The sequence below is a fragment of the Burkholderia pyrrocinia genome (assembly GCF_018417535.1).
GTDB lineage: Bacteria > Pseudomonadota > Gammaproteobacteria > Burkholderiales > Burkholderiaceae > Burkholderia > Burkholderia pyrrocinia_E.
Genome location: NZ_CP070977.1, coordinates 2,476,378 through 2,501,085, shown reverse-complemented (window position 1 = coordinate 2,501,085; position 24,708 = coordinate 2,476,378). Strand labels below are relative to the sequence as shown.

The window sequence follows — 24,708 nt, the reverse complement described above, 5'->3', positions numbered from 1 at the left end:
CGGCGCGGCAGGGGAAAGCGGGAGAAAGCTTACTTCAGTGCGGCGAGCGCGGCGTCGTAGTTCGGCTCGTCCTTGATTTCGCCGACCAGTTCCGCGTGGATCACCTTGTCCTGCGCGTCGAGCACGACGACGGCACGTGCGGTCAGGCCGTTCAGCGGGCCGCTCGTCACGTCGACGCCGTATGCGTTCGCGAATGCGCGGCCGGTGCGGAACGTCGAAGCCGTCACGACGTTCGCGAGGCCTTCGGTCGTGCAGAAGCGCGTGGCAGCGAACGGCAGGTCGGCGGACACGACGACCACGACCGTGTTGTCGAGCGACGACGCGGCTTCGTTGAACTTGCGGGTCGACGTCGCGCAGGTCGGCGTGTCGAGGCTCGGCACGATGTTCAGCACCTTGCGCTTGCCGGCGAAGCTGGCGAGCGACAGGTCGGCGAGGTCCTTGCCGACCAGCTTGAAATCGGCCGCTTGCGCGCCGACGGCCGGGAACGTGCCGGCGAGATCGATCGGGTTGCCACCCAGCGTAACTTTGCTCATGTTCGTGCTCCGAAATAGCGCGCCGCTCGGGCGCGCGGGTTGAGACGGGCGCGCATGCGCGCGCCGCGGCGCGTCACGGATAGAAGATCTGGACGCGGAAATTCGAGGCGGGCTTGCCGTTCGTTTCGAGGCGGACGACCATCGTCTGCGTCGTGCCGGGCGGCAGCCCGGCGGTGATCGGCGTGCCCGGGCGCACGTAGTCGCGCGGCGCGAGCACGCGGCGCACGGTCACGTGATTGGTGTCGTCGAGCAGCGTCAGCTCGAGCGACGGGTACGCGAGCGCGACGCGGTAGCGGTTCGTCAGCGGCACCTTCAGCTCGAGCACACGCGGGCCGTCGAGCTGGCGCAGGTCGGTCGCGTCGAGCCGCAGGCCGTCGATCGCGCGCGGCGGCGCGACCGTGCAGCCGAGCGGCGCGCAGGCCTGACGGAACCAGCCCTGCGTCACGGGCCAGTAGATCATCAGCGTCTCGCGCTGCCACCACGCGAGTTGCGCGACGAGCAGCACGGCCAGCGCCGCGGCGACGAGGCCGCCGAAAAAGCCGCCGAGCAACCCGCGCTGCTGCGGCGCGCGCGTCTCGCGCGTCACGGCGAAGTGCGGGCGATCGTCGTCGGTCAGCGCGGCCGGGAACGGCGCGGCGGGCGTGTCGGTGGCCGCGGCAGGTGTTTTGTCGTGCCGGGTTACGGCGTCGGGTTCGGATCCGGTTTCGGTCACGGCCGGCGCCGGTGCGAATGCAAAACGCGGTTCGCGCGGAGCGCGCTCGTCGTCGGGCACCGCGAAGTGCGCGTTGCCTGCCGGCTCGGAGTCTTTGGTAGCGGCTTCTGCTTCCGACGGAATATGGGCGACGAAGCGGGGTTCACGCGGGTCGCGCTCGACGGGCGACACGACAGGCGCGGGCGATGCTTCGGTTTCCTGTTCCGTCTGCGTCGAATGCGATTCGGCCGGGTGCGCGGCGTCGGCGGATGCGTCGAACTCGGTCGGGGACGGGAACGGTGCGGGCGTACCCGACAGGTGCACGACGCCGGCGTCGGTGGACGGGAGCGCGAGCGGCACCAGCGGCTCGGTGCGCACGGTCTGCACGCTGTGCTGCAGCGATGGATCGACGCCGGCGTCGAGCCACGGCGCCCACATGTCCCAGCCTTCCGGCTTGTAATCGGCGTCGGACGGCGACTCGGCCGGTGTGCCGGCGGTGAACAACCGTGCAGGCGGCGCCTGATGGTGCGCGTCGCCGCCGTCCGGCGCGGCAGCCGTTTCGGTCAAGGCCGGTCCGGGCTGCGGCGCGTGCTCGGGAACGAGCGATTCGGACGCATTGAAGACTTCGTGGCAATGCCCGCAGCGCACGAGCCCTTCATGCAGCGAGAGCTGTTCCTGCTGCAGCCGGAAGACGGTGTCGCAATGAGGGCAGCGCGTTGCAAGAAGCATGTCGAGCCGGGCGGCCTGCTGGCCAGAGTGAAGGACAGCGCTATTCTAATGGCTTTCCCGCCGGGTTCCGGCGAGGCATACCCAACCTTCGTGTTCGCGCCAGATCGAGATGTCGATGTAGCGCGCATAGACGGCCGCGACTTCGTCCGCCTGGCGCGCGAGCACGCCCGACAGCGCGATGCGCCCGCCCGGTTTGACCTTCGACGCCAGCATCGATGCCATCAGCTTCAGCGGGTTCGACAGGATGTTCGCGACCACGATGTCGAATTCGCCGTCCGGGCATGCATCGGGCAGCCCGTACGTGACTTCCGCACGGTTGCGTTCGCTGTTCTGCCGTGCCGATTCGACCGCTTGCGGATCGATGTCGATGCCGATGACGGGGTTCGCCCCGCATTTCTTCGCGAGGATCGCGAGAATGCCGGAGCCGCAGCCGTAGTCGAGCACCGACTGGCCGGGCTTCACCGACTGTTCGAGCCATTCCATGCAAAGGCGCGTGGTCGGGTGGCTGCCGGTGCCGAACGCGAGGCCGGGGTCGAGTTCGAGGACGAGCGCGTCGGGATCGGGCGCGTCGTGCCACGACGGCACGACCCAGATCCGCTCGCCGATCGGGATCGGCTCGAACTGCGATTGCGTGAGCCGCACCCAGTCCTGTTCCTCGACTTCGCGGACGTCGAACGTCGGCGTCCCGGCGAGGCCGATCTCGTTCGCGGCGGCCGCGAGCAGCACGGCCGGCTCATGGTCGGGCGACAGCAGCGCGACCACGCGCGAGTGCTGCCACGCGGTGCGATCGGGCACGAGGCCGGGCTCGCCGAAGAGCGGCTGTTCGTCGGGCGTGTCGGCGTCGGCGTCCTCGACGGACACCGACAGCGCGCCGAGGTCGAGCAGCGCGTCGGACAGTGCCTCCGCATGCTCGCGGGCCAGTTCGACGACGAGTTCGCGATAGCTCATGCTTACGCTTCTTCCGGTGCGACCTGCTGCTTCTGCGCGAGCCGGTTTTCGAGGTAGTGGATGCTGGTGCCGCCTTCGACGAACTTCGAGTCGATCATCAGCTCGCGGTGCAGCGGGATGTTGGTCTGGATGCCTTCGACGACCATTTCCGACAGCGCGATGCGCATCCGGCTGATCGCCTGCTCGCGGGTCGCGCCGTAGGTGATCAGCTTGCCGATCATCGAATCATAGTTCGGCGGCACGAAATAGCCATTGTAGGCGTGCGAGTCGACGCGCACGCCGGGGCCGCCCGGCGTATGCCACGACGTGATCCGGCCCGGCGACGGCGTGAACTTGAACGGATCTTCGGCGTTGATCCGGCATTCGATCGCATGCCCGCGGAACTGGATGTCGCGCTGGCGCAGCGCGAGCTTCTCGCCGGCCGCGATGCGGATCTGTTCCTGCACGATATCGACGCCCGTGATCAGCTCCGATACCGGGTGCTCGACCTGCACGCGCGTGTTCATTTCGATGAAGTAGAACTCGCCGTTTTCGTACAGGAATTCGAACGTGCCCGCGCCGAGGTAGCCCATCTTCTTGCAGGCGTCCGCGCAGCGGTCGCCGATGCGGTCGATCAGGCGGCGCGGAATGCCGGGTGCCGGCGCTTCCTCGATCACCTTCTGGTGGCGGCGCTGCATCGAGCAGTCGCGCTCGCCGAGCCAGATCGCGTTCTTGAACGCGTCGGACAGCACCTGGATCTCGATGTGGCGCGGGTTCTCGAGGAACTTCTCCATGTACACCTGCGGGTTGCCGAACGCACGGCCGGCTTCCTCGCGGGTCATGTTGACCGCGTTGACGAGCGCAGCCTCGGTGTGCACGACGCGCATCCCGCGCCCGCCACCGCCGCCGGCCGCCTTGATGATGACCGGATAGCCGATCGCGCGCGCAATCTTGACGATCTCCTTCGGATCGTCCGGCAACGCGCCTTCCGAGCCCGGCACGCACGGCACGCCGGTCTTGATCATCGTCTGCTTGGCGGTGACCTTGTCACCCATCATGCGGATCGTTTCCGGGCGCGGGCCGATGAACGTGAAGCCCGACTGCTCGACGCGTTCCGCGAAATCGGCGTTCTCCGACAGGAAGCCGTAGCCGGGGTGGATCGCCTCGGCATCGGTGACTTCCGCGGCGCTGATCAGCGCCGGCATGTTCAGGTAGCTCAGGTTCGACGGGGCCGGGCCGATACAGACGGCTTCGTCCGCGAGGCGCACGTACTTGGCTTCCTTGTCGGCTTCCGAGTAGACGACCACCGTCTTGACGCCGAGCTCACGGCACGCGCGCTGGATGCGCAGCGCGATTTCACCGCGGTTGGCAATGAGGATTTTTTCAAACATAGCGAGTATTCGTCTCTTCGAGGGGCGCGCGAACGGCGCCTGGCGAGCATCGGCGGCGCGCGGCTGGCTTAGCCGCGCAGCGGACTTAGCCGATCACGAAAAGCGGCTGGCCGTATTCGACGGCCTGGCCGTTCTCGACGAGGATTTCCTTGATCACGCCGGCCTTGTCCGACTCGATCTCGTTGAGCAGCTTCATCGCTTCGATGATGCAGATCGTCTGGCCTTCCTTGACCGTGTCGCCGACCTGGACGAACGGGTCCGCGCCCGGCGACGGCGCGCGATAGAACGTGCCGACCATCGGCGACGTCACGACGTGGCCTTGCGGGACGGCCGGTGCTGCGGCGCCGGCTGCCGGCGCAGCGGCACCTTCGGCCGGCAGCGCGACCGACGGGGCGGGCGCGCTGAATTGCGGGGCATACCCAGCCGTCGGCTGCACGTAGACCGGCGGTGCGTTCTTGACGATGCGCACCTTGCCTTCGCCTTCCGTCACTTCCAGCTCGGAGATGCCGGATTCGGAAACGAGGTCGATCAGAGTTTTCAGCTTACGAAGATCCATCGGGAATTCCCCTTTCAATACGTGAAAGCGCCGGTTAGGGGCCGGCGCTGAATCTAGATCGCGAAATCAGCCGCGCGACGTGCCTTGCAGCTTGTCGAGCGCGTACTCGAGCGCGTACAGATAACCTTTCCAGCCGAGCCCGCAGATCACGCCTTCGGCCTGGTCGGAAAAGTAGGAGTGGTGCCTGAACGCTTCGCGGCGATGCACGTTCGACAAGTGAACCTCGACGAACGGGATGCCAACGCCGGCGATCGCGTCCCGGATCGCGACGCTCGTGTGCGTATACGCGGCCGGATTGATCAGGATGAAATCGGTCTGTTCCTCCCGCGCGGCCTGGATGCGGTCGACCAGCGCGCCTTCATGGTTGCTCTGGAACGACGACAGTTCGGCGCCGGCTTCCCGGGCGCGCGCGGCAAGCGCCTGATCGATCTGCGCCAGCGTGACGTGGCCGTACACCTCCGGTTCCCGGGTGCCGAGAAGGTTCAGGTTCGGGCCGTGCAGCACCAGCAATCGTGTCATGGTCGCTTCTATTTCTGCGGAATTGCGCGAACTTTAGCGCTATTTAGAGAAATTTGTCTAGTTTTGCCGAACGGCCGAGCGCGCCGGATCTGCAAGAATTACCGGTGCGGATGCAAAGTATCGGCGAATTCACGCGAAATTGCGGCGATCGACGGGCAAATCGCCGCCAACGTGCGGGCCGCCGTTCGGGCAGGTTACAGCGCGTCGAGGGTCTTTTTCAGTTCGGCCGGTTGGATTTGTCCTAATTTTGTCTCGCGAATCTTGCCGGTTTCGTCGATGACGACGGTAAACGGCAACGCGCCCGCGGTATTTCCAAAATTACGGGCCAGATCGGCGCCCGCATAACCGCTGACGAAAACCGGATAGTCGACCTTCACTTTCTGCAGGAAGTTCTTCACGTTCTGTTCGGAATCGACGCCGATGCCGATGAAACGGATGCCTTTCTGTTTGTATTGATGCGACAGCGCGACGAGTTCGGGCATCTCCTCGACGCACGGGCCGCACCACGACGCCCAGAAATTGACGACGACCTTCTGGCCCTTGAAGGCGGCCAGCGTGGCCGGCTTGCCGTCGATCCCTGTCAGCGACGACGCCCACAACTGGTCGACCGGGTTGCCCTTCGAGGCGGGCGCGGCGACGGCGACTCCATCATCGGCTGCGCCGCGGAACCAATGGCCGGCGGCGATCCCGCCGGCAACGGCGGCGGCCGCGATCACCGCGAGCGCCAACATGCGTTTCATCATCATCGTTGAATCATTCCGGTTCGGAAGGGGCTTTGCCTGCTTCGACGAGTGCGCGCAGCGCGGCGGCATCCGCCCGGGCGACACGGCCGCGCGCATCGGCCTTGACCGCGCCGCGCAGGTCGTCGCTCGCGTAGAGCGCGAGGTGGATGCCGATCGCGTCCACGTCGCGCCGCGGGCGCCACAGGAAGCTCAGCGTCTCGACGTCGCTGCGGCCCGCGAAGTGCCGCGTCTCGGATACGTCGTACTGGACGTTCTGGTTCAGCAGGTAGATCGCCACATCCTTCGGGTTGTCGGTAAATGCCTGCAAATGGATGTCCGAATGCGCGTTCGCGGTGCCGTTCAGCACCGCGCCCGTCACATACGGACGGAACTCGGCGAGCCGGCGCATCCAGTCGAGTGCGATCTCGCGCAGGCGGCGCAGTTCGTCCGGCTGCGTGTCGCTCTGGAACAGCGCGAGGTACTCGCGCAGTTCTTCCTCGATCTGGTCGTTATCCGGCAGCCATTCGCCGGCAACGCGCGAATCGCCCAGCAACTGGCGCGCGGCCTTGCGTTTCGCGCTGGCGTAGTCCATGCCGTCCTCCGCGATCAGGCGGGCGGCGGACTGGGCGATTTCCTCGCGGACGCGCCGCGGGTCGACAAGAGGTTTGCGAGACATGATCCGGCAATCATACTCGATCGCCGCGGCGCCCGAGCGCGGCTGCGGCGGCCTGCCGCCCGGCGTGCCGGCGCCGTTCGCGCACATCGTTCGGGCCGCCGGGCAGTGCTGGCCGTCAGTTACAATACTGCTCTTTGTGTCGCGGCCACGAGCGCCGGTCGCACGGCCTGTCCGGCGCGCCGCAGACGCATCTTTTCCGAATCGACGGCACCCGGCGGCGCGAAAGCATTCATCTATGCACATCCACATTCTTGGCATCTGCGGCACCTTCATGGGCGGTCTCGCCGTACTCGCGCGCGAGGCGGGCCACACGGTGACGGGTTGCGACGCGGGCGTCTATCCGCCGATGAGCACGCAGCTCGAGGCGCAGGGCATCACGCTGATCGAAGGCTACGGTGCCGAACAGATCGACCTGAAACCGGACCTGTTCGTGATCGGCAACGTCGTCACGCGCGGCAATCCGCTGATGGAGGCGATCCTCGATCGCGGCCTGCCGTACGTGTCGGGCCCTCAGTGGCTCGGCGAGCATGTCCTGGCCGGCAAATGGGTGCTCGCGGTCGCGGGCACGCACGGCAAGACGACCACGTCGTCGATGCTCGCGTGGCTGCTGGAAGACGCTGGCCTGAACCCGGGCTTCCTGATCGGCGGCGTGCCGCTGAACTTCGGCGTGTCGGCGCGGCTCACCGATTCGAGCTTCTTCGTGATCGAAGCCGACGAATACGATACGGCGTTCTTCGACAAGCGCTCGAAGTTCGTCCACTACCGGCCGCGCACCGCGGTGCTGAACAACCTTGAATTCGATCACGCCGACATCTTCCCGGATCTCGCCGCGATCGAAACGCAATTCCACCACCTTGTGCGCACCGTGCCCGGTGTCGGCCGGATCGTCACGAACGGCCGCTCGGACGCGCTCGAGCGCGTGCTGGCGCGCGGCTGCTGGAGCGAGGTCGAGCGGTTCGGCGTCGATGGCGGCTGGCAGGCACTGCCGGCCGAGGATGGCGTGCCGGTCGACGAGCGCTTCGCCGTGTATTCGCACGCGGAACGCGTCGGCGAAGTCGCGTGGCAAGTACAGGGCGATCACAACCGGATGAACGCGCTCGCGGCGATCGCCGCCGCGCGTCACGTCGGCGTGCCGCCCGCGCAGGCCGCAGCCTCCCTCGCATCGTTCCGCAACGTGAAGCGCCGCATGGAAGTGCGCGGCAGCGTGGACGGCGTGACCGTCTACGACGACTTCGCGCACCATCCGACCGCGATCGAAACCACGATCGCCGGCCTTCGTGCGCGCATCGGTAGTCAGCATGCCCGCATCCTCGCCGTGCTCGAGCCGCGCTCGAACACGATGAAGCTCGGTGTGATGAAGTCGCAATTGCCGGCAAGCCTGGCCGATGCCGATCTCGTGTTCGGCTACGGTGCACCGGCGGGGCGCGATGCGCTCGGCTGGAATCTCGGCGAGGCGCTCGCGCCGCTCGGCGACAAAGCACGCGCGTTCGACGATCTGCACCTGCTGGTGAAGGCCGTCGTCGGGGCCGCGCGCCCGGGCGACCACGTGCTCGTGATGAGCAACGGCGGCTTCGGCGGCGTGCATCAGAAGCTGCTCGACGCGCTCGGGAGCCGCACGTGATCCTGTATCTGCACGGTTTCCGGTCGTCGCCGGAATCGCAGAAGTCGCGGCTGCTCGCCGCGCGCATGGCCGAACTCGGCCGCACGGACGAGTGGCGTTGCCCGTCGTTGTCCGTGTCGCCGCTCGACGCGATCGCCGTCGCGGAAGCCGAGGTTGCCGGTGCGCGCGACGTGACCGTCATCGGCAGCTCGCTCGGCGGCTATTACGCCACGTGGCTGGCCGAAAAGCACGGCTGGAAGGCCGTGCTGCTGAACCCGGCCATCGTGCCGCAGCGCGATCTCGAGCAGCATCTGGGCGAACAGCCGCTGTGGCACGGCGGCGGCACGATCGTCGTCGAGCGCCGTCACCTGCACGAGCTCGATGCGCTGCGCGTGCCGGCGATTACGCGTGCCGAACGCTACTATCTGTTCGCGGCGACCGGCGACGAAGTGCTCGACTACCGCGAGATGCTGGCCCATTACTCGGGTGCGAAAACGCGCGTGATCGAAGGCAGCGATCACGGGATCAGCGAATTTGCCGACTATGTCGACGACGTTCTGGCGTTTTGCGACGGAAAAACGCGATAAACCGGCCGTGTGCCGATCGAATTCCCATCATCATGCGGCGCCGCCGACGCGGCGCCCGGCAGTCTGAACGAGAGTACTGAGTGAACGTTTTCTTCGAGGAATCGGGCAGTTTCAAGGCGGGCAGCGTGCTGTCGCGCCAGGGCGACGCATTTCAGGTCGAGTTGCCCGGCGGGCGGCGCGCGAAGGTGCGCGCGAAAGACGTGCTGATCGAATTCGACAAGCCGGCCGCGGGCGAACTGATGCAGGAGGCCGACACGGCCGCGCAGCAGATCGACCTGGATTTCCTGTGGGAGTGCGCGCCGGCCGACGAGTTCGCGTATACGGCGCTGGCCGAGGAGTACTTCGGCGCGGCGTACGGCCCGGTCGAGCGCGCTGCGCTGGTGCTGCGGCTGCACGGCTCGCCGGTCTACTTCCGCCGCAAGGGGCGCGGCCAGTACCAGCGCGCGCCGGAAGAGCAGCTCAAGATGGCGCTCGCGTCGCTCGAGCGCAAGCGCCAGCAGGCGCTCGTCCAGGCCCAGTATGAAGAGGAACTGAAGGCCGGCAAGCTGCCGGAAGCGTTCGCGGGCAAGGTGCTCGGGCTGCTGACGCGGCCGGACAAGAACGCGATCGAATACAAGGCGATGGAAGCGGCGGCCGGCGCGCGCGGCGTGTCGCCGGCGCGGCTGATGCTCGACTGCGGCGGCATCGCGTCGCCGCGTGCGCTGCACGAGGCGCGCTTCCTCGCGGAATTCTTCCCGCACGGCACGGGCTTTCCGCCCGTCACGGTCGGCGCGCTGCCGGACGACCTGCCGCGCGCGAACGTCGAGGCGTTCTCGATCGACGACATCACCACGACCGAAATCGACGACGCGTTCTCGGTCGAACACCTGTCCGACGGCCGCGTGCGGATCGGCGTGCACATCGCGGCGCCGGCGCTCGGCATCGTGCGCGGCGACGCGGTCGACGCGATCGCGCGCGCGCGCCTGTCGACCGTCTACATGCCGGGCGACAAGATCACGATGCTGCCGGACGACGTCGTCGACGTGTTCACGCTGAAGGAGGGCGATTACCGCCCGGCGCTGTCGCTGTACATCATCGTCAACCGCGAAACGCAGGACATCGTCGCGAACGAGACGCGCGCCGAACTCGTGTTCGTGAAGAACAACCTGCGTCACAACACGCTCGACGAACTCGTCAACGAAGAGACGCTCGCGGCCGGCACCGGCGACTATCCGCACAAGGACGACATCGCCGTGCTGTGGCCGCTCGCGCAGGCGCTGTTCGAGAAGCGCCAGCTCGCGCGCGCGGGCTACGGCCTGAAGCGCGAAGTGCAGCGCAACACCGACTACAACTTCTACGTCGACGGCGAGCACGTGTCGATCACGCCGCGTCGTCGCGGTTCGCCGCTCGACCTGATCGTGTCCGAGCTCGCGATCCTCGCGAACTCGACCTGGGGCGCGTTCCTGCACGACCACACGGTGCCGGGCATCTACCGCTCGCAGCGCGGCTTCGGCGCACCGGGCCCGAAGCGCACGCGGATGCAGACGACGGCCGCGCCGCACGAAGGCCTCGGCGTGCCGCAGTACGCGTGGAGCACGTCGCCGCTGCGCCGCTACGTCGACCTCGTGAACCAGTGGCAACTGCTCGCGTGCGTGCAGCATGGCGTCACCGCAAAGCTCGCCGCGCCGTTCAAGCCGAAGGACGCCGACCTGTACGCGGTCGTGCAGGGCTTCGACGATACCTACACGGCCTACGCCGACTACCAGCGCCGGATGGAGTATTTCTGGTGCCTGCGCTGGCTCGCGCAGGAGCAGAAGAAGCAGGTCGTCGCGAGCATCGTGAAGGGCGATCTGGTGCGCCTCGAGGAAATCCCGCTGCTGTTGCATGTGCCGGGGCTCGGCGTGCATGCGCGCGGCACGCGCGTGCTGCTCGACGTGATGTCGCTCGACGAGCTGACGATCGAGGCGTCGGTGCGGTTGCTGAACGTGCTCGACGCGCCGACCGTGACGAGCGGCGATGCGGCCGAGGAAGAGGATGACGCCGAAAGCGGCGACGACACGCTGATCGACGCGGAAGACGCCACGGCACAAACCGAGGCGGAAGCGCTGGCCGAAGCGGACGGCGCGGCGGCAGGTGCCGGCGGCGAAGCCGCGAGCGGCAACGACAGCGAAGAGGGGCAAGCATCATGAACGCGGTTGCGTCGACGAGCGGCGCCGACCGCTACGTAGTGTTCGGCAACCCGGTGGCGCACAGCAAGTCGCCGTTCATCCACGCGCAGTTCGCCGCGCAGACGGGCGAGGCGATCGAGTACGCGCACCGGCTCGCGCCGGTCGACGGCTTTGAAGCGGCGGTGCGGGCGTTCGTCGCCGAGGGCGGTCGCGGCGCGAACGTGACGGTGCCGTTCAAGCTGGAAGCCCATGCGCTCGCCGACACGCTGTCGCCGCGCGCGGCGGCGGCGGGCGCGGTGAACACGCTGCGCATCGATGCCGATGGCCGCATCTACGGCGACAACACCGATGGCGTCGGCCTCGTGCGCGACATCGAAACGAATCTCGGCGTGTCGCTCGCAGGCGCGCGCATCCTGCTGCTCGGCGCGGGCGGCGCCGCGCGCGGTGTCGTGCTGCCGCTGCTCGACCGCGCGCCGCTGTCGATCACGATCGTGAACCGCACCGCAAGCAAGGCCGAGGCGCTCGTCGGCCAGTTCATGCAGGCTGCGCACGATGCGGGTTGCACGCTCGCGGGCGGCGGCCCCGACGTGGTGCGCGCGGAGCCGTACGACGTGATCGTCAATGCGACGGCCGGCAGCCTCGACGCCGCGCTGCCGGCGTGCGACGCGGCCGCATTCGGCGCGGCTACGCTGGCGTACGACATGATGTACGGCGCGCAGCCGACCGTGTTCATGCAGCATGCGGCGTCGCTCGGCGCGCGCACGGCCGACGGGCTCGGGATGCTGGTCGAGCAGGCGGCCGAATCGTTCTTCATCTGGCGCGGCGTGCGGCCGGACGGCGCGCCGGTGCTTGCCGCGCTGCGCCAGGCGCTCGCGGCGAGCTGAACGGGGCGCGGCACGTGGTGGCGGTAAGCGGCACGCAGCGCACGCGGACGGTGAGCCCGGCCCGCTGGATCGTCTACGCGGGTGCGGTGTTCGCGGGCGCGTGGCTCGCGACGCAACTGTTCTATCTCGCGCAGATCGCGCTTTGGTCGTTCGTGAACCCGGGCTCGACCGCGTTCATGCGCACCGACGCATGGTGGCTGTCGCGCGACACGCCGCCCGCGCAGATCCAGCACCAGTGGGTGCCGTACGACCAGATCTCGCGCAACCTGAAGCGCGCGCTGATCGCATCCGAAGACTCGACCTTCGCGACCAACAACGGCTACGACGTCGACGCGATCCTGCAGGCGTGGGAGAAGAACAAGGCACGCGGCCGGATCGTCGCGGGCGGTTCGACGATCACGCAGCAACTCGCGCGCAACCTGTTCCTGTCGCGCGAGAAGAGCTACATCCGCAAGGGGCAGGAGCTCATCATCACGTGGATGCTCGAAACGGTGCTCGACAAGGAGCGGATCTTCGAGATCTACCTGAATTCCGTCGAATGGGGCCGCGGCGTGTACGGCGCCGAAGCGGCCGCGCGCTATTACTACAGGATTCCCGCGAGCCGGCTCGGCGCGTGGCAGTCGGCGCGTCTCGCGGTGATGCTGCCGAAGCCGCGCTGGTTCGACGCGCATCGCGGGTCGGCCTACCAGGCGCAGCGCGCGGCAATCATCGCCCGCCGGATGGGCGCGGCCGCGCTGCCGCAATCGGAGTGAACGGCACGCCCGCGCCGTCGCATTGTCCGTTCTGCCGCCTATGCGCCGTTTGTGCGCTGCAGCGCATTCGTGTCGCGCGCATTTCGGGCCACACCCTTTAGACGAATTCGTCTATTTCGCTTTGCTGAGCAATCCTGGTGACCGCACGATTTTGTTTGCCGATATGGCGCGAAATCCGCGCTCTTTTAGTATTCCCGGGTAAACGCGAAAGACGCTGAAAGCAACGTGAAATGCAACGTTTCGCGAATCGAAGCATTCCTGAAAGGTGTGCGCTGCACCCGCCGCCGGCCAAATATTTCAAAATTTTTCAAAGCTGACGGGCTCGCGTATATTGGCCAGCGCCTCGGCTTATCGGCCGCAATCGAGGCGGGGGGCGGCTTATCCGGCTGCTCGACACAAAAAACATCCGAGAGAAGGAAAGCAACGATGCCAGCGAGCAAAGCGAAGCTGTTGTTGGGGGTGGTTTTTTCTTCGCTGATTCTGACGGCCTGCAACGACGACGTGACATCGTCCGCTGCTGCGAGCGCCGACAGCTCAGCCGATCCCGCCAGTCAGGTGGACAGGGCGTACAACGATCCGAACAGTTATTCGTCGAGCGCGAACGCGTCGCTCGACGCATCCGCCGCGGTTGAAAAGGCCGCCGTCACGCATCACCAGATCACACTGAACGGCAAGACGATCCGCTACACGGCCACGGCCGGCCACCTCGTCGCGCGCAATCCGCAGACGGGCGCGCCCGAAGCGTCGTTCTTCTATGTTGCCTACACGGCCGACAACCAACCCGCGGCGAAGCGGCCCGTCACGTTCCTGTACAACGGCGGCCCCGGCTCGGCATCGGTGTGGCTGCACCTCGGCTCGTTCGGCCCGCGGCGGATCCAGACCGGCGACCCGAACGCGAACGCGTCGACGTTCCCGTTCGTCGACAACCAGGAAAGCCTGCTCGACACGACCGACCTCGTGTTCGTCGATGCGATCGGCACCGGCTTCTCCGAAGCGATCGCGCCGAACACGAACCAGACGTTCTGGGGCGTCGACCAGGACGGCGGCGCGTTCCGCGATTTCGTGACGCGCTACCTGGCCGTGAACCAGCGCAACGATTCGCCGAAATACCTGTTCGGCGAGTCGTACGGCACGCCGCGCACCGACGTGCTCGCGAACCTGCTCGAGACGGCCGGCGTGAAGCTTGCCGGCATCGTGCTGCAGTCGTCGATCCTGAACTACAACACGAACTGCGACATGGCGAGCGACTATGTCGGCAATTCGAACAACGGGTCGAGCCCGGTGAGCTGCGCGGGCTTCGTGCCGTCCTACGGCACCGTCGGCGCGTACTACCAGCTCGACAATCCGAACCCGTCGAGCCTGCCGCAGTATGCGGACCAGATGCGCCTGCTGACGGCCGGCAGCTACGCGCCGGCCGTGAACGCGTACCTGGCGAGCCATACGCCGCCGCCGCCGAGTCTCGTCACGACGATGGCGAATTCGACCGGCACGAAGCAGGCGCTGTGGAACGCGAACTTCAACGTGATCCCGACCTTCTTCGACAACAGCTTCCAGCTGTCGCTGATCCCGGGCACGCTGATCGGCCGCTACGATGCGCGCGTGAACGTGCCCGTGTCGAGCCCGCTCGCGGCGGACGGCGATCCGTCGAGCTCGTTCATCACGAAGCCGTTCACCGACACGATCGGCAGCTACCTGCCGAACGAGCTGAAGTACACCGCGCAGTCGGCCTATTCGTTGAGCAGCAATGCGATCAACACGTGGGACTGGACGCACGACGGCCTCGCGATGCCCGACACGATCCCCGATCTGGCCGCGGCGCTGACGCTGAACCCGTCGCTGAAGGTGCTGTCGCTGAACGGGTATCACGACATCGCGACGCCGTTCTACCAGACCGAGCTCGACCTCGCGCGGCTCGGGACGCAACCGAACCTGACGATCAAGGACTATCAGGGCGGACACATGGTCTACCTCGACGATACGTCGCGTCCGCAGGAGAAAGCCGACCTCGTGACCTTCTACAACGCGGCCGCGCACTGATGCTGCGCCGGGCCGGCGGCAGGCGCCCACGGTGGCGCCGCTCGCCGGCCGTCGACGACCTCATTCCAGACTGGAGCCTGATATGAAGAATCGTTTCATCGTCGTTGCCGCGGCGCTCGCTTGCGCCGGCGTCGCAACATCCGTATCCGCGTTCGCGCAGGCGAGCGACGCCGTCGCACCGGCGCGCGCGCGCCAGGCGCAGCTCGGCGATCCGTACGTGCCGCCGGCCGCGCGCAAGCCGACCGCCGGCACGCAGACGACGGGCGCCGCGCTGCATGCGCAGGTGGTGCGCAAGCTCGCGCGGCAGTTCGACGCGGCCGATACGCAGAGCACGGGTTCGATCACCGAGGCGCAGGCGCGCGCGGCCGGGCTCGGCTATGTCGCGAACCACTTCCGGCAGATCGACTCGGGCGGCAGCGGCCGCGTGTCGTTCGGCGACGTGCAGCGCTACATGCAGGCACGCAGCACGAGCCAGCAGTAAGCCGCGGCACGGGGTGAACAAACGGGGGCGGAACCTGCTGCGCGGCGGGTTCCGCCCCCGTGCACATGGCGCGGCCGTCGCATCGCGCACAGGGCGGCTTTCGCCTGAATTCTCATTATCTGGGCAACGCATTCAAATATTGGAGGCGAGTGCGTGCGCTCCTACAATCCGAAGCACATCGACAGCTTCGGACCCACGCATCGCGCGGCGCCCGACGCACACGGAGACACCTTCCATGAAGTTCGCCGGGCGCTTTACTCGGTGCATCGACCGCCGCCTCGTCGCGACGCCGGACGCAGTTCCGGCGCCGCGCGAGCGGCTTCACCGATTCCGTTGAAGAAGCCCGTTCCATGACCAAGATGCCCGTATCCCTTGCCCTCGACGCCCGGCGCGCGACGCCGGACGATGCGTCGCTAACCGACAGCATCGGCGCGACCAGCACGCCGCTCGATCTCGCCGCGCAGCAGGCCGGCACGCAGACGCTGCTGCGCGGCCTCGCGATCCTCGAGGCGATCGCGAACGGCGCGCGCGACATGCGCGCGATCGGCGCCGCGCTCGGCACGACGCGCAGCACGACGCACCGCCTCGTCAGCAGCCTCGTGCAGGCGCGCTACCTGCGCCAGGTGCAGGGCGGCTACCTGCTCGGCCCGAAGCTGATCGAGCTCGGCACGATCGCGCTGGAGCAGATGCCGCTCACCGCGGTGGCGCGGCCGCATCTCGAAGCGCTCGCGGAAGCGACGCTCGACACGATCCACCTCGGCGTGCGCGACGGCGACGACGTGCTGTACATCGACAAGATTCCCGGCACGCGCGGCCTCGAGATGCGCTCGCGCGTCGGCCACCGGATGCCGCTCGCATCGACGGGCATCGGCAAGGCGATGATGCTCGACCTCGATCCCGACCTGTGGCGCTCGCTGTTCGAGGCCGCGCGGCGCGCGCTGGCCGGCGTCAATTTCAAGCCCGACAACCGGCCGGAGACGAGCGCGTTCCTGCAGCGCATGGCTCATTACGCGGCCGGCGGCTATACGTTCGACCTCGAGGAGAACGAGGCGTCGATCCGCTGCGTGGCCGCGCCGATCCGCGACGCATCGGGCGCGGTCGTCGCGGCCGTGTCGGTCGCGAGCACGATTCCGTACATGCCGCATGACCGGATGGACGAACTGATTCCGCTCGTGCAGCGCGAAGCGCGAGCCATTTCCGCGGAACTGGGCTGGAGCCCGCCGCAGGGTACCCGCAGGATCAAACGATGACGACTTCGACCCGGACCGTTCCGGATGCCAGCTCCGCCCCCCCGTCGCTGATCGCGCTCGACTGGGGCACGACGTCGCTGCGCGCCTATCTGTACGACGCGCACGGCGCGCTCGTCGACACGCGCAGCCGCGCGGCGGGCGTCATGCATGTGCCGGGCGGCGGCGCGCGCGCGTTCGACGCGGTGTTCGAGGAAGCCTGCGGCGACTGGCTCGACCGCACGCCCGGCCTGCCGGTGCTCGCCGCCGGGATGGTCGGCAGCGCGCAGGGCTGGCGCGAGGCGCCGTACGTCGCGGTGCCGGCCGGCGCCGACGCGCTCGTCGCGGGCCTCATCGCGGTGACGACGTCGCGCGGCGCGACGGTATCGATCGTACCGGGCGTGATCGCGACGGGCGAATTGCCCGACGTGATGCGCGGCGAAGAAACGCAGATATTCGGCGCACTCGCGAGCGATCCCGTGCTTGGCACCGATCGTTCAGGGGTACTGATCGGCCTGCCGGGTACGCATGCGAAATGGGCGTGGGTGAAGGACGGGCTGATCGAGCGCTTCCAGACGTTCATGACGGGCGAGCTGTTCGCGGTGCTGCGCGACCACACGATCCTCGGCCGCACGATGCGCGCGGGCGCGTCGCCCGATCGCGCGGCGTTCGTGCGCGGCGTGTCGGTCGCGCGCGGCGCGCAGCGCACGGGGCTGCTCGCGACGATCTTCAGCACGCGCACGCTCGGCCTGACCGACCGGCTCGCGCCCGATGCGCAGGGCGACTATCTGTCCGGCCTGCTGATCGGCCATGAACTCAATGCGCTCGACGCGATGCTGGCGGAGCGCGGTATCGCGCTCGCGGACCAGCCGCTGATGCTGATCGGCGACGACCGTTTGTGCGCGCGCTACGTCGATGCGCTCCACGAATTCGGCCACATGCATGCGCAGGTTGTCGCGCATGCAACCGAGCGCGGCCTGTGGCGGATCGCGTCGCGCGCCGGGCTCGTGCGCGCGGACGGCGAGCCCGCCTTCGCCGACCAATGAACCGATTGCAGAGGAACCCGTGATGCCGTCCGACCTTACGTTACCCGCCCCGTACACGCCCCACGCCGCACTGATGCGCGCGTTCGACGCGTGCCCGCTGATCGCGATCCTGCGCGGGATCGCGCCCGCCGAAGCGGCCGACCACGGCCATGCGCTGTACGAAGCCGGCTTCCGGATCGTCGAGGTGCCGCTCAATTCGCCGGATCCGTTCGACAGCATCGCGGCGCTGCGGCGCGCGTTGCCCGACGACGCGATCGTCGGCGCGGGCACCGTGCTGCGCGCCGAGTATGTCGATCGCGTGCAGGACGCGGGCGGCGCGCTGATCGTGATGCCGCACAGCGACGCGGCCGTGATCCGCCGCGCACGCGAGCGCGGCCTCGCGAGCGCACCGGGCGTCGCGACGCCGACCGAAGCGTTTTCGGCGCTCGCGAACGGCGCCGACGTGCTGAAGATGTTCCCGGCCGAGCAACTCGGCGTGACGGTCGTGAAGGCATGGCGCGCGGTGATCGACCGTGCGGTGCCGCTGATCCCGGTCGGCGGGGTTTCGCCCGACAACATGCAGCCGTTCCTCGCGGCCGGCGCGAACGGCTTCGGGCTCGGCTCGGCGCTGTACCGGCCCGGCCAGGCGGCCGACGCGACCGCGGCAAACGCGCGCGCATTCCAGGCCGGATTGCGCGTCGCGCGCGGCGGAGCCGCATGATGGGCCGCCTCGCGGGCAAGGTCGCGATGGTGACGGGCGCGGGCCGCGGAATCGGCGCCGCGATCGCCCGCGCGTTTGCGCGCGAGGGCGCGGCCGTCGCGCTCGTCGATCTCGACTTCCCGCAGGCGCAGCACACGGCCGCCGCGATTGCGCACGACCTCGACGGCGCGCGTGTGCTGCCGCTGCAGGCGGACGTCGCGCGTCAGGATGCGGTGCGCGATGCGCTCGCGCAGACCGAAGCGGCATTCGGCCCGCTCGACGTGCTCGTGAACAACGCAGGCATCAACGTGTTCGCCGATCCGCTGACGATGACCGACGAAGACTGGCGCCGCTGCTTCGCGGTCGATCTCGACGGCGTGTGGCACGGCTGCCGCGCGGCGCTTGAGGGAATGGTCGCGCGCGGCCGCGGCAGCATCGTGAACATCGCGTCGACGCACGCGTTCCGGATCATCCCGGGCTGCTTTCCGTACCCGGTCGCGAAGCACGGCGTGCTGGGCCTCACGCGCGCGCTCGGCATCGAATACGCGGCGCGCAACGTGCGCGTGAACGCGATCGCGCCGGGTTACATCGAGACGCAGCTCACGCGCGACTGGTGGGATGCGCAGCCCGATCCGGCCGCCGCGCGCGCCGAGACGCTCGCGCTGCAGCCGATGAAGCGGATCGGCCGGCCCGACGAGGTCGCGATGACGGCCGTGTTCCTGGCGTCCGACGAGGCGCCGTTCATCAATGCCGCGTGCATTACCGTCGATGGCGGGCGCGCGGCGCTGTATCACGATTGACGCAACGATTCGAAAGACCGCACGTGCGACGGCCGCGCGCACGCTGCGTCGAAACCAACAAGCGGCTGCATCCTGTTCGATGAAGACAAGGAGACACTGGAGATGAAACGCAGAACGTTCGTAACGCTGGCCGCCGCGGCCGCGGTGGTGATGGGGAGCCCGGTTGCGCACGCGGCCGACCCGGTCAAGATCGGCTTTCTGGTGAAGCAGCCGGAAGAGCCGTGGTTCCAGGACGAGTGGAAGTTCGCCGAGACGGCGGCGAAACAGAAGGGCTTCACGCTCGTGAAGATCGGCGCACCGTCGGGCGAGAAGGTGATGAGCGCGATCGACAACCTGTCCGCGCAGAAGGCGCAGGGCTTCATCATCTGCACGCCCGACGTGAAGCTCGGGCCGGGCATCGTCGCGAAGGCGAAGTCGCACAACCTGAAGATGATGACGGTCGACGACCGCCTCGTCGACGGCGCGGGCAAGCCGATCGAAGCGGTGCCGCACATGGGGATTTCCGCGTACAACATCGGCAAGCAGGTCGGCGACGGCATCGCGGCCGAGATCAAGAAGCGCGGCTGGGACATGAAGGACGTCGGCGCGATCGACATCACCTACGAGCAGTTGCCGACCGCGCACGACCGCACGAGCGGCGCGACCGACGCGCTGGTGGCCGCGGGCTTTCCGAAGGCGAACGTGATCGCGGCGCCGCAGGCGAAGACCGACACCGAGAACGCGTTCAACGCGGCGAACATCGCGCTCACGAAGAACCCGCAGTTCAAGCACTGGGTCGCGTACGGCCTGAACGACGAGGCCGTGCTCGGCGCGGTGCGCGCGGCGGAAGGACGCGGCTTCAAGGCGGACAACATGATCGGCATCGGCATCGGCGGTTCCGACTCGGCGTTGAGCGAGTTCAAGAAGCCGCAGCCGACGGGCTTCTACGGTACCGTGATCATCAGCCCGAAGCGCCACGGCGAGGAAACCTCGGACCTGATGTACACGTGGATCACGCAGGGCAAGGCACCGCCGGCGCTGACCCTGACGACGGGCATGCTCGCGACGCGCGACAACGTGTCGAAGGTGCGCGAGGAGATGGGGCTCGCGTCGAAGTAAACGGCCCGCCGGCTGCCGCGGCGATGCGGCGGCCGGCGGTCGATGGATCCGGAAGTGGGGAGACGACGTGTCAGCGGCACTGCGTTTTGACAATATCGGCAAGGTATTTCCCGGCGTGCGCGCACTCGACGGCATTTCGTTCGACGTGCATGCGGGCGAGGTGCATGGCCTGATGGGCGAGAACGGCGCGGGCAAGTCGACGCTGCTGAAGATTCTCGGCGGCGAATACCAGCCCGATGCGGGCAGCGTGCTGGTCGACGGCCAGCCCGTGCAGTTCGCGAGTGCGGCGGCGTCGATCGCGGCCGGCATCGCGGTGATTCACCAGGAGCTGCAGTACGTGCCCGACCTGACGGTCGCGGAAAACCTGCTGCTCGGCCGCCTGCCGAACGCGTTCGGCTGGGTGAAAAAGCGCGAGGCGAAACGCTACGTGCGCGAGCGGCTCGCGGCGATGGGCGTCGATCTCGATCCCGACGCGAAGCTCGGGCGGCTGTCGATCGCGCAGCGGCAGATGGTCGAGATCTGCAAGGCGCTGATGCGCAACGCGCGCGTGATCGCGCTCGACGAACCGACGAGCTCGCTGTCGCATCGCGAGACCGAGGTGCTGTTCAAGCTCGTCGACGACCTGCGCGCGCAGGGCCGTGCACTGATCTACATCTCGCACCGGATGGACGAGATCTACCGGCTGTGCGACGCATGCACGATCTTTCGCGACGGTCGCAAGGTCGCGTCGCACGCGTCGCTTACCGACGTGCCGCGCGAACGGCTGGTCGCCGAGATGGTCGGGCGCGAGATTTCGGATATCTACCATTACGCGCCGCGCGCGCTCGGCGACGTGCGGTTCTCCGCCGAAGGCGTCGACGGCGCTGCGCTGCGCGAACCCGCGAGCTTCTCGGTGCGCGCGGGCGAGATCGTCGGCTTCTTCGGGCTGGTCGGCGCGGGCCGCAGCGAACTGATGCGGCTCGTGTACGGCGCGGACCGCCGGCGCGCGGGCGTGCTGACGCTCGACGGCAAGCCCATCGACGTGAAGCGCACCGGCGACGCGATCCGTCACGGCATCGTGCTGTGCCCCGAGGACCGCAAGGAAGAAGGGATCATCGCGATCGCGTCGGTCGCGGAGAACATCAACATCAGTTGCCGCCGCCATTCGCTGCGCGCGGGGCTGTTCATCGACCGCAAGACCGAAAGCGAAACGGCCGACCGCTTCATCCAGCGGCTGAAGATCAAGACGCCGAACCGGCGGCAGAAGATCCGCTTCCTGTCCGGCGGCAACCAGCAGAAGGCGATCCTGTCGCGCTGGCTCGCGGAGCCCGACCTGAAGGTCGTGATCCTCGACGAGCCGACACGCGGGATCGACGTCGGCGCGAAGCACGAGATCTACGACGTGATCTACCGGCTCGCGGAGCGCGGCTGCGCGATCGTGATGGTGTCGTCGGAGCTGCCGGAAGTGCTCGGCGTGTCCGATCGCATCGTCGTGATGCGCGAAGGCCGGATCGCGGGCGAGCTGCCGCGCGAACAGGCGAACGAGCACGCGGTGCTGAACCTCGCGCTGCCGCAGACGAGCGCCGCCCAGGCGGCCTGACGCGGCGCACGACATTCGAATCGACCAGGCGCGGCGTGGGCCGCGCGATGCAGGAGCAGGAGACACCATCATGCAAGTCAGGGAAAACCTCGCCAGCGCTGCCGTGAAGTCATCGGCCGATGCGCTGGTTCCGCAGCAGAACGACCGCCAGAAGTGGTGGCAGCATCTGACCGAATACAGCCTCATCGCGATCTTCGCGGTGATGTTCATCACGATGTCGCTGACGGTCGATCACTTCTTCTCGATCGACAACATGCTCGGCCTCGCGCTGTCGATCTCGCAGATCGGCATGGTCGCGTGCACGATGATGTTCTGCCTCGCGTCGCGCGACTTCGACCTGTCGATCGGCTCGACCGTCGCGTTCTCGGGCGTGCTGTGCGCGATGGTGCTGAACGCGACCGACAACACGTTCGTCGCGATCATTGCTGCGGTCGCGGCCGGCGCCGCGATCGGCTTCGTGAACGGCGCGGTGATCGCGTACCTGCGCATCAACGCGCTGATCACGACGCTCGCGACGATGGAGATCGTGCGCGGGCTCGGCTTCATCGTGTCGAAGGGGCAGGCGGTCGGCGTGTCGTCGGACACGTTCATCGCGCTCGGCGGGCTGTCGCTGTTCGGCGTGTCGTTGCCGATCTGGGTCACGCTGCTGTGCTTCATCGCGTTCGGCGTGCTGCTGAACCAGACCGTGTACGGCCGCAACACGCTCGCGATCGGCGGCAACCCCGAGGCGTCGCGGCTCGCGGGGATCAACGTCGAACGCACGCGCGTGTACATCTTCCTGATCCAGGGCGCGGTGACGGCACTCGCGGGCGTGATCCTCGCGTCGCGCATCACGTCGGGCCAGCCGAACGCCGCGCAGGGCTTCGAGCTGAACGTGATCTCCGCGTGCGTGCTCGGCGGCGTGTCGCTGATGGGCGGCCGCGCGACGATCTCGGGCGTCGTGATCGGCGTGCTGATCATGGGCACCGTCGAGAACGTGATGAACCTGCTGAACATCGACGCGTTCTACCAGTACCTCGTACGCGGCGCGATCCTGCTCGCGGCCGTGCTGCTCGACCAGCTGAAGAACCGCGGCGTACGCGACTGACCCGATTTCACGGAGACGAACCCGCATGACCATCGACACTTCCGCGCACGACCCGCGTGCCGCGAGCCCTGCGCGCTATGCACGGTACCCGAGCCTCGAGGATCGCGCGGTGCTGATCACGGGCGGCGCGACCGGCATCGGCGCGTCGTTCGTCGAGCACTTCGCGCAGCAGGGCGCGCGCGTCGCGTTCGTCGACCTCGATGCGGCCGCCGGCGCCGCGCTGGCGGGCAGCCTCGCGCGCGCGCCGCACGTGCGTCATGCGCCGCTGTTCATCCAGTGCGACCTGACCGACGTCGACGCACTGCGCCACGCGATCGACGCGATCCGCGCGCGCATCGGCGCGATCGCGGTGCTCGTGAACAACGCGGCGAACGACACGCGCCACGCGATCGGCGACGTGACGCCCGAGTCGTTCGACGCGGGCATCGCGGTGAACCTGCGCCACCAGTTCTTCGCCGCGCAGGCGGTGATCGACGACATGAAGCAGCAGGGCGGCGGCGCGATCGTCAATCTCGGCTCGATCAGCTGGATGCTGAAGAACGGCGGTTATCCCGTCTACGTGATGGCGAAGGCCGCCGTGCAGGGCCTGACGCGCGGCCTCGCGCGCGACCTCGGCCCGTTCGGCATCCGCGTGAATTCGCTGGTGCCAGGCTGGGTGATGACCGACAAGCAGCGCCGGCTGTGGCTCGACGACGCGGGCCGCGCGGCGATCAAGGCCGGCCAGTGCCTCGACGCCGAACTGCTGCCTGCCGACCTCGCGCGGATGGCGCTGTTCCTCGCGGCCGACGACAGCCGGATGATCACCGCGCAGGACGTGATCGTCGACGGCGGCTGGGCCTGACCGTTCGCACCGACCTGCATCGTTTCTTCGACGAAGGAAAGGAGCTCACCATGACCGCCACGTCCTCGCGCGCAGCGTCGTCCACCAGCCAGTCGCGCCGCGCCCGCCTGGCCGCCGCCGCGCAGCCGGTCAGCCCCGGCCCGCAGACGGCCGCATTCGCGCAGGGCGTCGGCGCCGCGCATGCGGCGGCCGTCACGCTGTCGAATGCGTCGCTGCGACTCGACGTGCTGCCGCACCTGGGCGGCGGCATCGCACGCTTCGACTGGCGCGGCGACAACGGTGCGCTGGTGCCGGTGTTTCGCCGCTGCGAGCATCCGGAGACGGCGACGGACCCGAACGAACTCGCGTGTTATCCGCTGCTGCCTTATTCGAACCGGATCGGCGACGGGCGCTTCGAGTGCGACGGGCGCAAGGTCGCGGTGCCGCGCAATCGCCGCGACGAGCCGCTGCCGATCCACGGCGACGGCTGGCTCGCGCCGTGGCAGGTGGACGATGCGACCGACACGACGCTGCAGTTGTCGCTCGATCGCGCGGGCGGCGCGCCGTATGCATTCCGCGCGATCCAGTCGTTCGAACTCGACGACACGACGCTGTCGATCGCGCTGACGATCGAGAACGCGGGGCGCGCCCGGCTGCCGTTCGGGCTCGGCGTGCATCCGTTCCTCGTGCGCGACGCGGTGACCGAGCTGGCCGCGGCGGCCGGCGGTCTGTGGCTGTCGGGCGCCGATTTCCTGCCGGTGCGGCACGTGAGCGTGCCGCCCGCCTAGCAGTTCGGCGTCGCGTATCCGCTGCCGGCCGCGCTCGTCAATCATGCGTTCACCGGCTGGGGCGGCCACGCGACGGTAAGCTGGCCGCGCCGCGGGCTGTCGCTGACCGTCGCGGCCGACGCCGACGCGTACGTGCTCTATACGCCGCCCGGCGAGGATTTCTTCTGCTTCGAGCCGGTCGATCATCCGATCAATGCGGTGAACCTGCCGGGCGGCGCAACCGCGCACGGGATGACGCTGCTCGCGCCGGGCGAGCGGCTCACGCGGCGTTTCGCGTTCACCGTCGAGCGCGCCGATGCGCGCGGCAATGCCGCGACACGCGAGGCGCGCCGGCGACGCGGGTAAAATACGCG

At 68.2% G+C, this 24,708-nt stretch carries 23 protein-coding genes and 1 pseudogene; 16 read left to right on the top strand and 8 right to left on the bottom strand.

The genetic code is table 11. The annotated features are described in order from the left end of the window. Positions 1-29: 29 nt before the first annotated feature. The 8 genes from tpx to JYG32_RS11575 form a co-directional block, all read right to left on the bottom strand. Positions 30-533: a thiol peroxidase gene (tpx, locus tag JYG32_RS11610; RefSeq protein WP_034182673.1), complete on the bottom strand. Its 504-nt coding sequence runs from the start codon at positions 531-533 to the stop codon at positions 30-32. A gap of 73 nt (positions 534-606) precedes the next feature. Beyond that, complete coding sequence (locus JYG32_RS11605; protein ID WP_213263630.1) at positions 607-1,953, bottom strand: zinc-ribbon and DUF3426 domain-containing protein; 1,347 nt, start codon at positions 1,951-1,953, stop codon at positions 607-609. Between the two features lie 45 nt (positions 1,954-1,998). Next, entirely contained in the window at positions 1,999-2,901 is a 903-nt protein-coding gene (gene prmA, locus JYG32_RS11600; protein ID WP_213263629.1) for a 50S ribosomal protein L11 methyltransferase, read from the bottom strand. 2 nt (positions 2,902-2,903) lie between these two features. Next, positions 2,904-4,271 carry an acetyl-CoA carboxylase biotin carboxylase subunit gene (accC, locus tag JYG32_RS11595; RefSeq protein ID WP_034182676.1) on the bottom strand — a complete coding sequence of 456 codons (1,368 nt, stop codon included), beginning with the start codon at positions 4,269-4,271 and terminating at the stop codon, positions 2,904-2,906. Positions 4,272-4,356: 85 nt separating this feature from the next. After that, on the bottom strand, positions 4,357-4,827 hold the full coding sequence (accB, locus tag JYG32_RS11590; protein WP_174383058.1) for an acetyl-CoA carboxylase biotin carboxyl carrier protein: 471 nt from the start codon (positions 4,825-4,827) through the stop codon (positions 4,357-4,359). A gap of 66 nt (positions 4,828-4,893) precedes the next feature. Next, complete coding sequence (gene aroQ / locus JYG32_RS11585) at positions 4,894-5,346, bottom strand: type II 3-dehydroquinate dehydratase (protein WP_111015348.1); 453 nt, start codon at positions 5,344-5,346, stop codon at positions 4,894-4,896. A gap of 194 nt (positions 5,347-5,540) precedes the next feature. Next, the gene (locus JYG32_RS11580; RefSeq protein ID WP_213263628.1) at positions 5,541-6,092 is read right to left on the bottom strand and encodes a TlpA family protein disulfide reductase; all 552 of its coding nucleotides are present in this window, start codon (positions 6,090-6,092) and stop codon (positions 5,541-5,543) included. 7 nt (positions 6,093-6,099) lie between these two features. Then, complete coding sequence (locus JYG32_RS11575) at positions 6,100-6,744, bottom strand: UDP-N-acetylmuramate--alanine ligase (protein ID WP_213263627.1); 645 nt, start codon at positions 6,742-6,744, stop codon at positions 6,100-6,102. 124 nt (positions 6,745-6,868) lie between these two features. Here JYG32_RS11575 and mpl point away from each other — a divergent pair, with 124 nt between their 5' ends. The 16 genes and pseudogenes from mpl (at position 6,869) to JYG32_RS11495 (ending at position 24,700) form a co-directional block, all read left to right on the top strand. Further along, entirely contained in the window at positions 6,869-8,365 is a 1,497-nt protein-coding gene (mpl, locus tag JYG32_RS11570; protein WP_433960852.1) for a UDP-N-acetylmuramate:L-alanyl-gamma-D-glutamyl-meso-diaminopimelate ligase, read from the top strand. After that, positions 8,362-8,931, top strand: coding sequence for a YqiA/YcfP family alpha/beta fold hydrolase (locus tag JYG32_RS11565; protein WP_213263626.1), 570 nt, complete (start codon positions 8,362-8,364; stop codon positions 8,929-8,931). The genes mpl and JYG32_RS11565 overlap by 4 nt, the downstream gene beginning before the upstream one ends. A gap of 80 nt (positions 8,932-9,011) precedes the next feature. After that, the gene (locus JYG32_RS11560) at positions 9,012-11,099 is read left to right on the top strand and encodes an RNB domain-containing ribonuclease (RefSeq protein ID WP_213263625.1); all 2,088 of its coding nucleotides are present in this window, start codon (positions 9,012-9,014) and stop codon (positions 11,097-11,099) included. Beyond that, positions 11,096-11,962 (top strand): shikimate dehydrogenase, encoded by an 867-nt coding sequence (gene aroE / locus JYG32_RS11555; protein WP_213263624.1) that lies wholly within the window; start codon positions 11,096-11,098, stop codon positions 11,960-11,962. The genes JYG32_RS11560 and aroE overlap by 4 nt, the downstream gene beginning before the upstream one ends. A gap of 14 nt (positions 11,963-11,976) precedes the next feature. Next, complete coding sequence (gene mtgA / locus JYG32_RS11550) at positions 11,977-12,714, top strand: monofunctional biosynthetic peptidoglycan transglycosylase (protein ID WP_213263623.1); 738 nt, start codon at positions 11,977-11,979, stop codon at positions 12,712-12,714. A gap of 426 nt (positions 12,715-13,140) precedes the next feature. Further along, positions 13,141-14,751, top strand: a complete 1,611-nt coding sequence (locus JYG32_RS11545; RefSeq protein ID WP_213263622.1) for a S10 family peptidase — start codon at positions 13,141-13,143, stop codon at positions 14,749-14,751. A gap of 82 nt (positions 14,752-14,833) precedes the next feature. Further along, the gene (locus JYG32_RS11540) at positions 14,834-15,232 is read left to right on the top strand and encodes an EF-hand domain-containing protein (RefSeq protein ID WP_174384266.1); all 399 of its coding nucleotides are present in this window, start codon (positions 14,834-14,836) and stop codon (positions 15,230-15,232) included. A 350-nt stretch (positions 15,233-15,582) separates the two neighbouring features. Then, positions 15,583-16,482, top strand: coding sequence for an IclR family transcriptional regulator (locus JYG32_RS11535; protein ID WP_174384265.1), 900 nt, complete (start codon positions 15,583-15,585; stop codon positions 16,480-16,482). Continuing rightward, positions 16,479-17,504 (top strand): 2-dehydro-3-deoxygalactonokinase, encoded by a 1,026-nt coding sequence (locus tag JYG32_RS11530; RefSeq protein WP_213263621.1) that lies wholly within the window; start codon positions 16,479-16,481, stop codon positions 17,502-17,504. The genes JYG32_RS11535 and JYG32_RS11530 overlap by 4 nt, the downstream gene beginning before the upstream one ends. A gap of 22 nt (positions 17,505-17,526) precedes the next feature. Then, positions 17,527-18,204, top strand: coding sequence for a 2-dehydro-3-deoxy-6-phosphogalactonate aldolase (locus JYG32_RS11525; RefSeq protein ID WP_213263620.1), 678 nt, complete (start codon positions 17,527-17,529; stop codon positions 18,202-18,204). Further along, positions 18,204-18,983 (top strand): SDR family oxidoreductase, encoded by a 780-nt coding sequence (locus JYG32_RS11520; RefSeq protein WP_213265420.1) that lies wholly within the window; start codon positions 18,204-18,206, stop codon positions 18,981-18,983. The genes JYG32_RS11525 and JYG32_RS11520 overlap by 1 nt, the downstream gene beginning before the upstream one ends. A 102-nt stretch (positions 18,984-19,085) precedes the next feature. Continuing rightward, on the top strand, positions 19,086-20,081 hold the full coding sequence (locus JYG32_RS11515) for an arabinose ABC transporter substrate-binding protein (RefSeq protein WP_174384091.1): 996 nt from the start codon (positions 19,086-19,088) through the stop codon (positions 20,079-20,081). 67 nt (positions 20,082-20,148) lie between these two features. After that, complete coding sequence (araG, locus tag JYG32_RS11510; RefSeq protein WP_213263619.1) at positions 20,149-21,660, top strand: L-arabinose ABC transporter ATP-binding protein AraG; 1,512 nt, start codon at positions 20,149-20,151, stop codon at positions 21,658-21,660. 70 nt (positions 21,661-21,730) lie between these two features. Further along, positions 21,731-22,747, top strand: a complete 1,017-nt coding sequence (gene araH / locus JYG32_RS11505) for an L-arabinose ABC transporter permease AraH (RefSeq protein ID WP_174384093.1) — start codon at positions 21,731-21,733, stop codon at positions 22,745-22,747. 25 nt (positions 22,748-22,772) lie between these two features. Next, entirely contained in the window at positions 22,773-23,588 is an 816-nt protein-coding gene (locus tag JYG32_RS11500) for an SDR family NAD(P)-dependent oxidoreductase (protein ID WP_213263618.1), read from the top strand. 50 nt (positions 23,589-23,638) lie between these two features. Beyond that, positions 23,639-24,700 (top strand): annotated as a pseudogene (locus JYG32_RS11495) (aldose 1-epimerase). The last annotated feature ends 8 nt before the right edge of the window (positions 24,701-24,708 follow it).

Bases quoted from the DNA above. Each gene is read 5' to 3' on its own strand.
- tpx (WP_034182673.1), bottom strand. From the start codon at position 533: ATGAGCAAAGTTACGCTGGGTGGCAACCCGATCGATCTCGCCGGCACG.
- JYG32_RS11605 (WP_213263630.1), bottom strand. From the start codon at position 1,953: ATGCTTCTTGCAACGCGCTGCCCTCATTGCGACACCGTCTTCCGGCTG.
- prmA (WP_213263629.1), bottom strand. From the start codon at position 2,901: ATGAGCTATCGCGAACTCGTCGTCGAACTGGCCCGCGAGCATGCGGAG.
- accC (WP_034182676.1), bottom strand. From the start codon at position 4,271: ATGTTTGAAAAAATCCTCATTGCCAACCGCGGTGAAATCGCGCTGCGC.
- accB (WP_174383058.1), bottom strand. From the start codon at position 4,827: ATGGATCTTCGTAAGCTGAAAACTCTGATCGACCTCGTTTCCGAATCC.
- aroQ (WP_111015348.1), bottom strand. From the start codon at position 5,346: ATGACACGATTGCTGGTGCTGCACGGCCCGAACCTGAACCTTCTCGGC.
- JYG32_RS11580 (WP_213263628.1), bottom strand. From the start codon at position 6,092: ATGATGATGAAACGCATGTTGGCGCTCGCGGTGATCGCGGCCGCCGCC.
- JYG32_RS11575 (WP_213263627.1), bottom strand. From the start codon at position 6,744: ATGTCTCGCAAACCTCTTGTCGACCCGCGGCGCGTCCGCGAGGAAATC.
- aroE (WP_213263624.1), top strand. From the start codon at position 11,096: ATGAACGCGGTTGCGTCGACGAGCGGCGCCGACCGCTACGTAGTGTTC.
- JYG32_RS11545 (WP_213263622.1), top strand. From the start codon at position 13,141: ATGCCAGCGAGCAAAGCGAAGCTGTTGTTGGGGGTGGTTTTTTCTTCG.
- JYG32_RS11540 (WP_174384266.1), top strand. From the start codon at position 14,834: ATGAAGAATCGTTTCATCGTCGTTGCCGCGGCGCTCGCTTGCGCCGGC.
- JYG32_RS11535 (WP_174384265.1), top strand. From the start codon at position 15,583: ATGACCAAGATGCCCGTATCCCTTGCCCTCGACGCCCGGCGCGCGACG.
- JYG32_RS11530 (WP_213263621.1), top strand. From the start codon at position 16,479: ATGACGACTTCGACCCGGACCGTTCCGGATGCCAGCTCCGCCCCCCCG.
- JYG32_RS11525 (WP_213263620.1), top strand. From the start codon at position 17,527: ATGCCGTCCGACCTTACGTTACCCGCCCCGTACACGCCCCACGCCGCA.
- JYG32_RS11520 (WP_213265420.1), top strand. From the start codon at position 18,204: ATGGGCCGCCTCGCGGGCAAGGTCGCGATGGTGACGGGCGCGGGCCGC.
- JYG32_RS11515 (WP_174384091.1), top strand. From the start codon at position 19,086: ATGAAACGCAGAACGTTCGTAACGCTGGCCGCCGCGGCCGCGGTGGTG.
- araH (WP_174384093.1), top strand. From the start codon at position 21,731: ATGCAAGTCAGGGAAAACCTCGCCAGCGCTGCCGTGAAGTCATCGGCC.
- JYG32_RS11500 (WP_213263618.1), top strand. From the start codon at position 22,773: ATGACCATCGACACTTCCGCGCACGACCCGCGTGCCGCGAGCCCTGCG.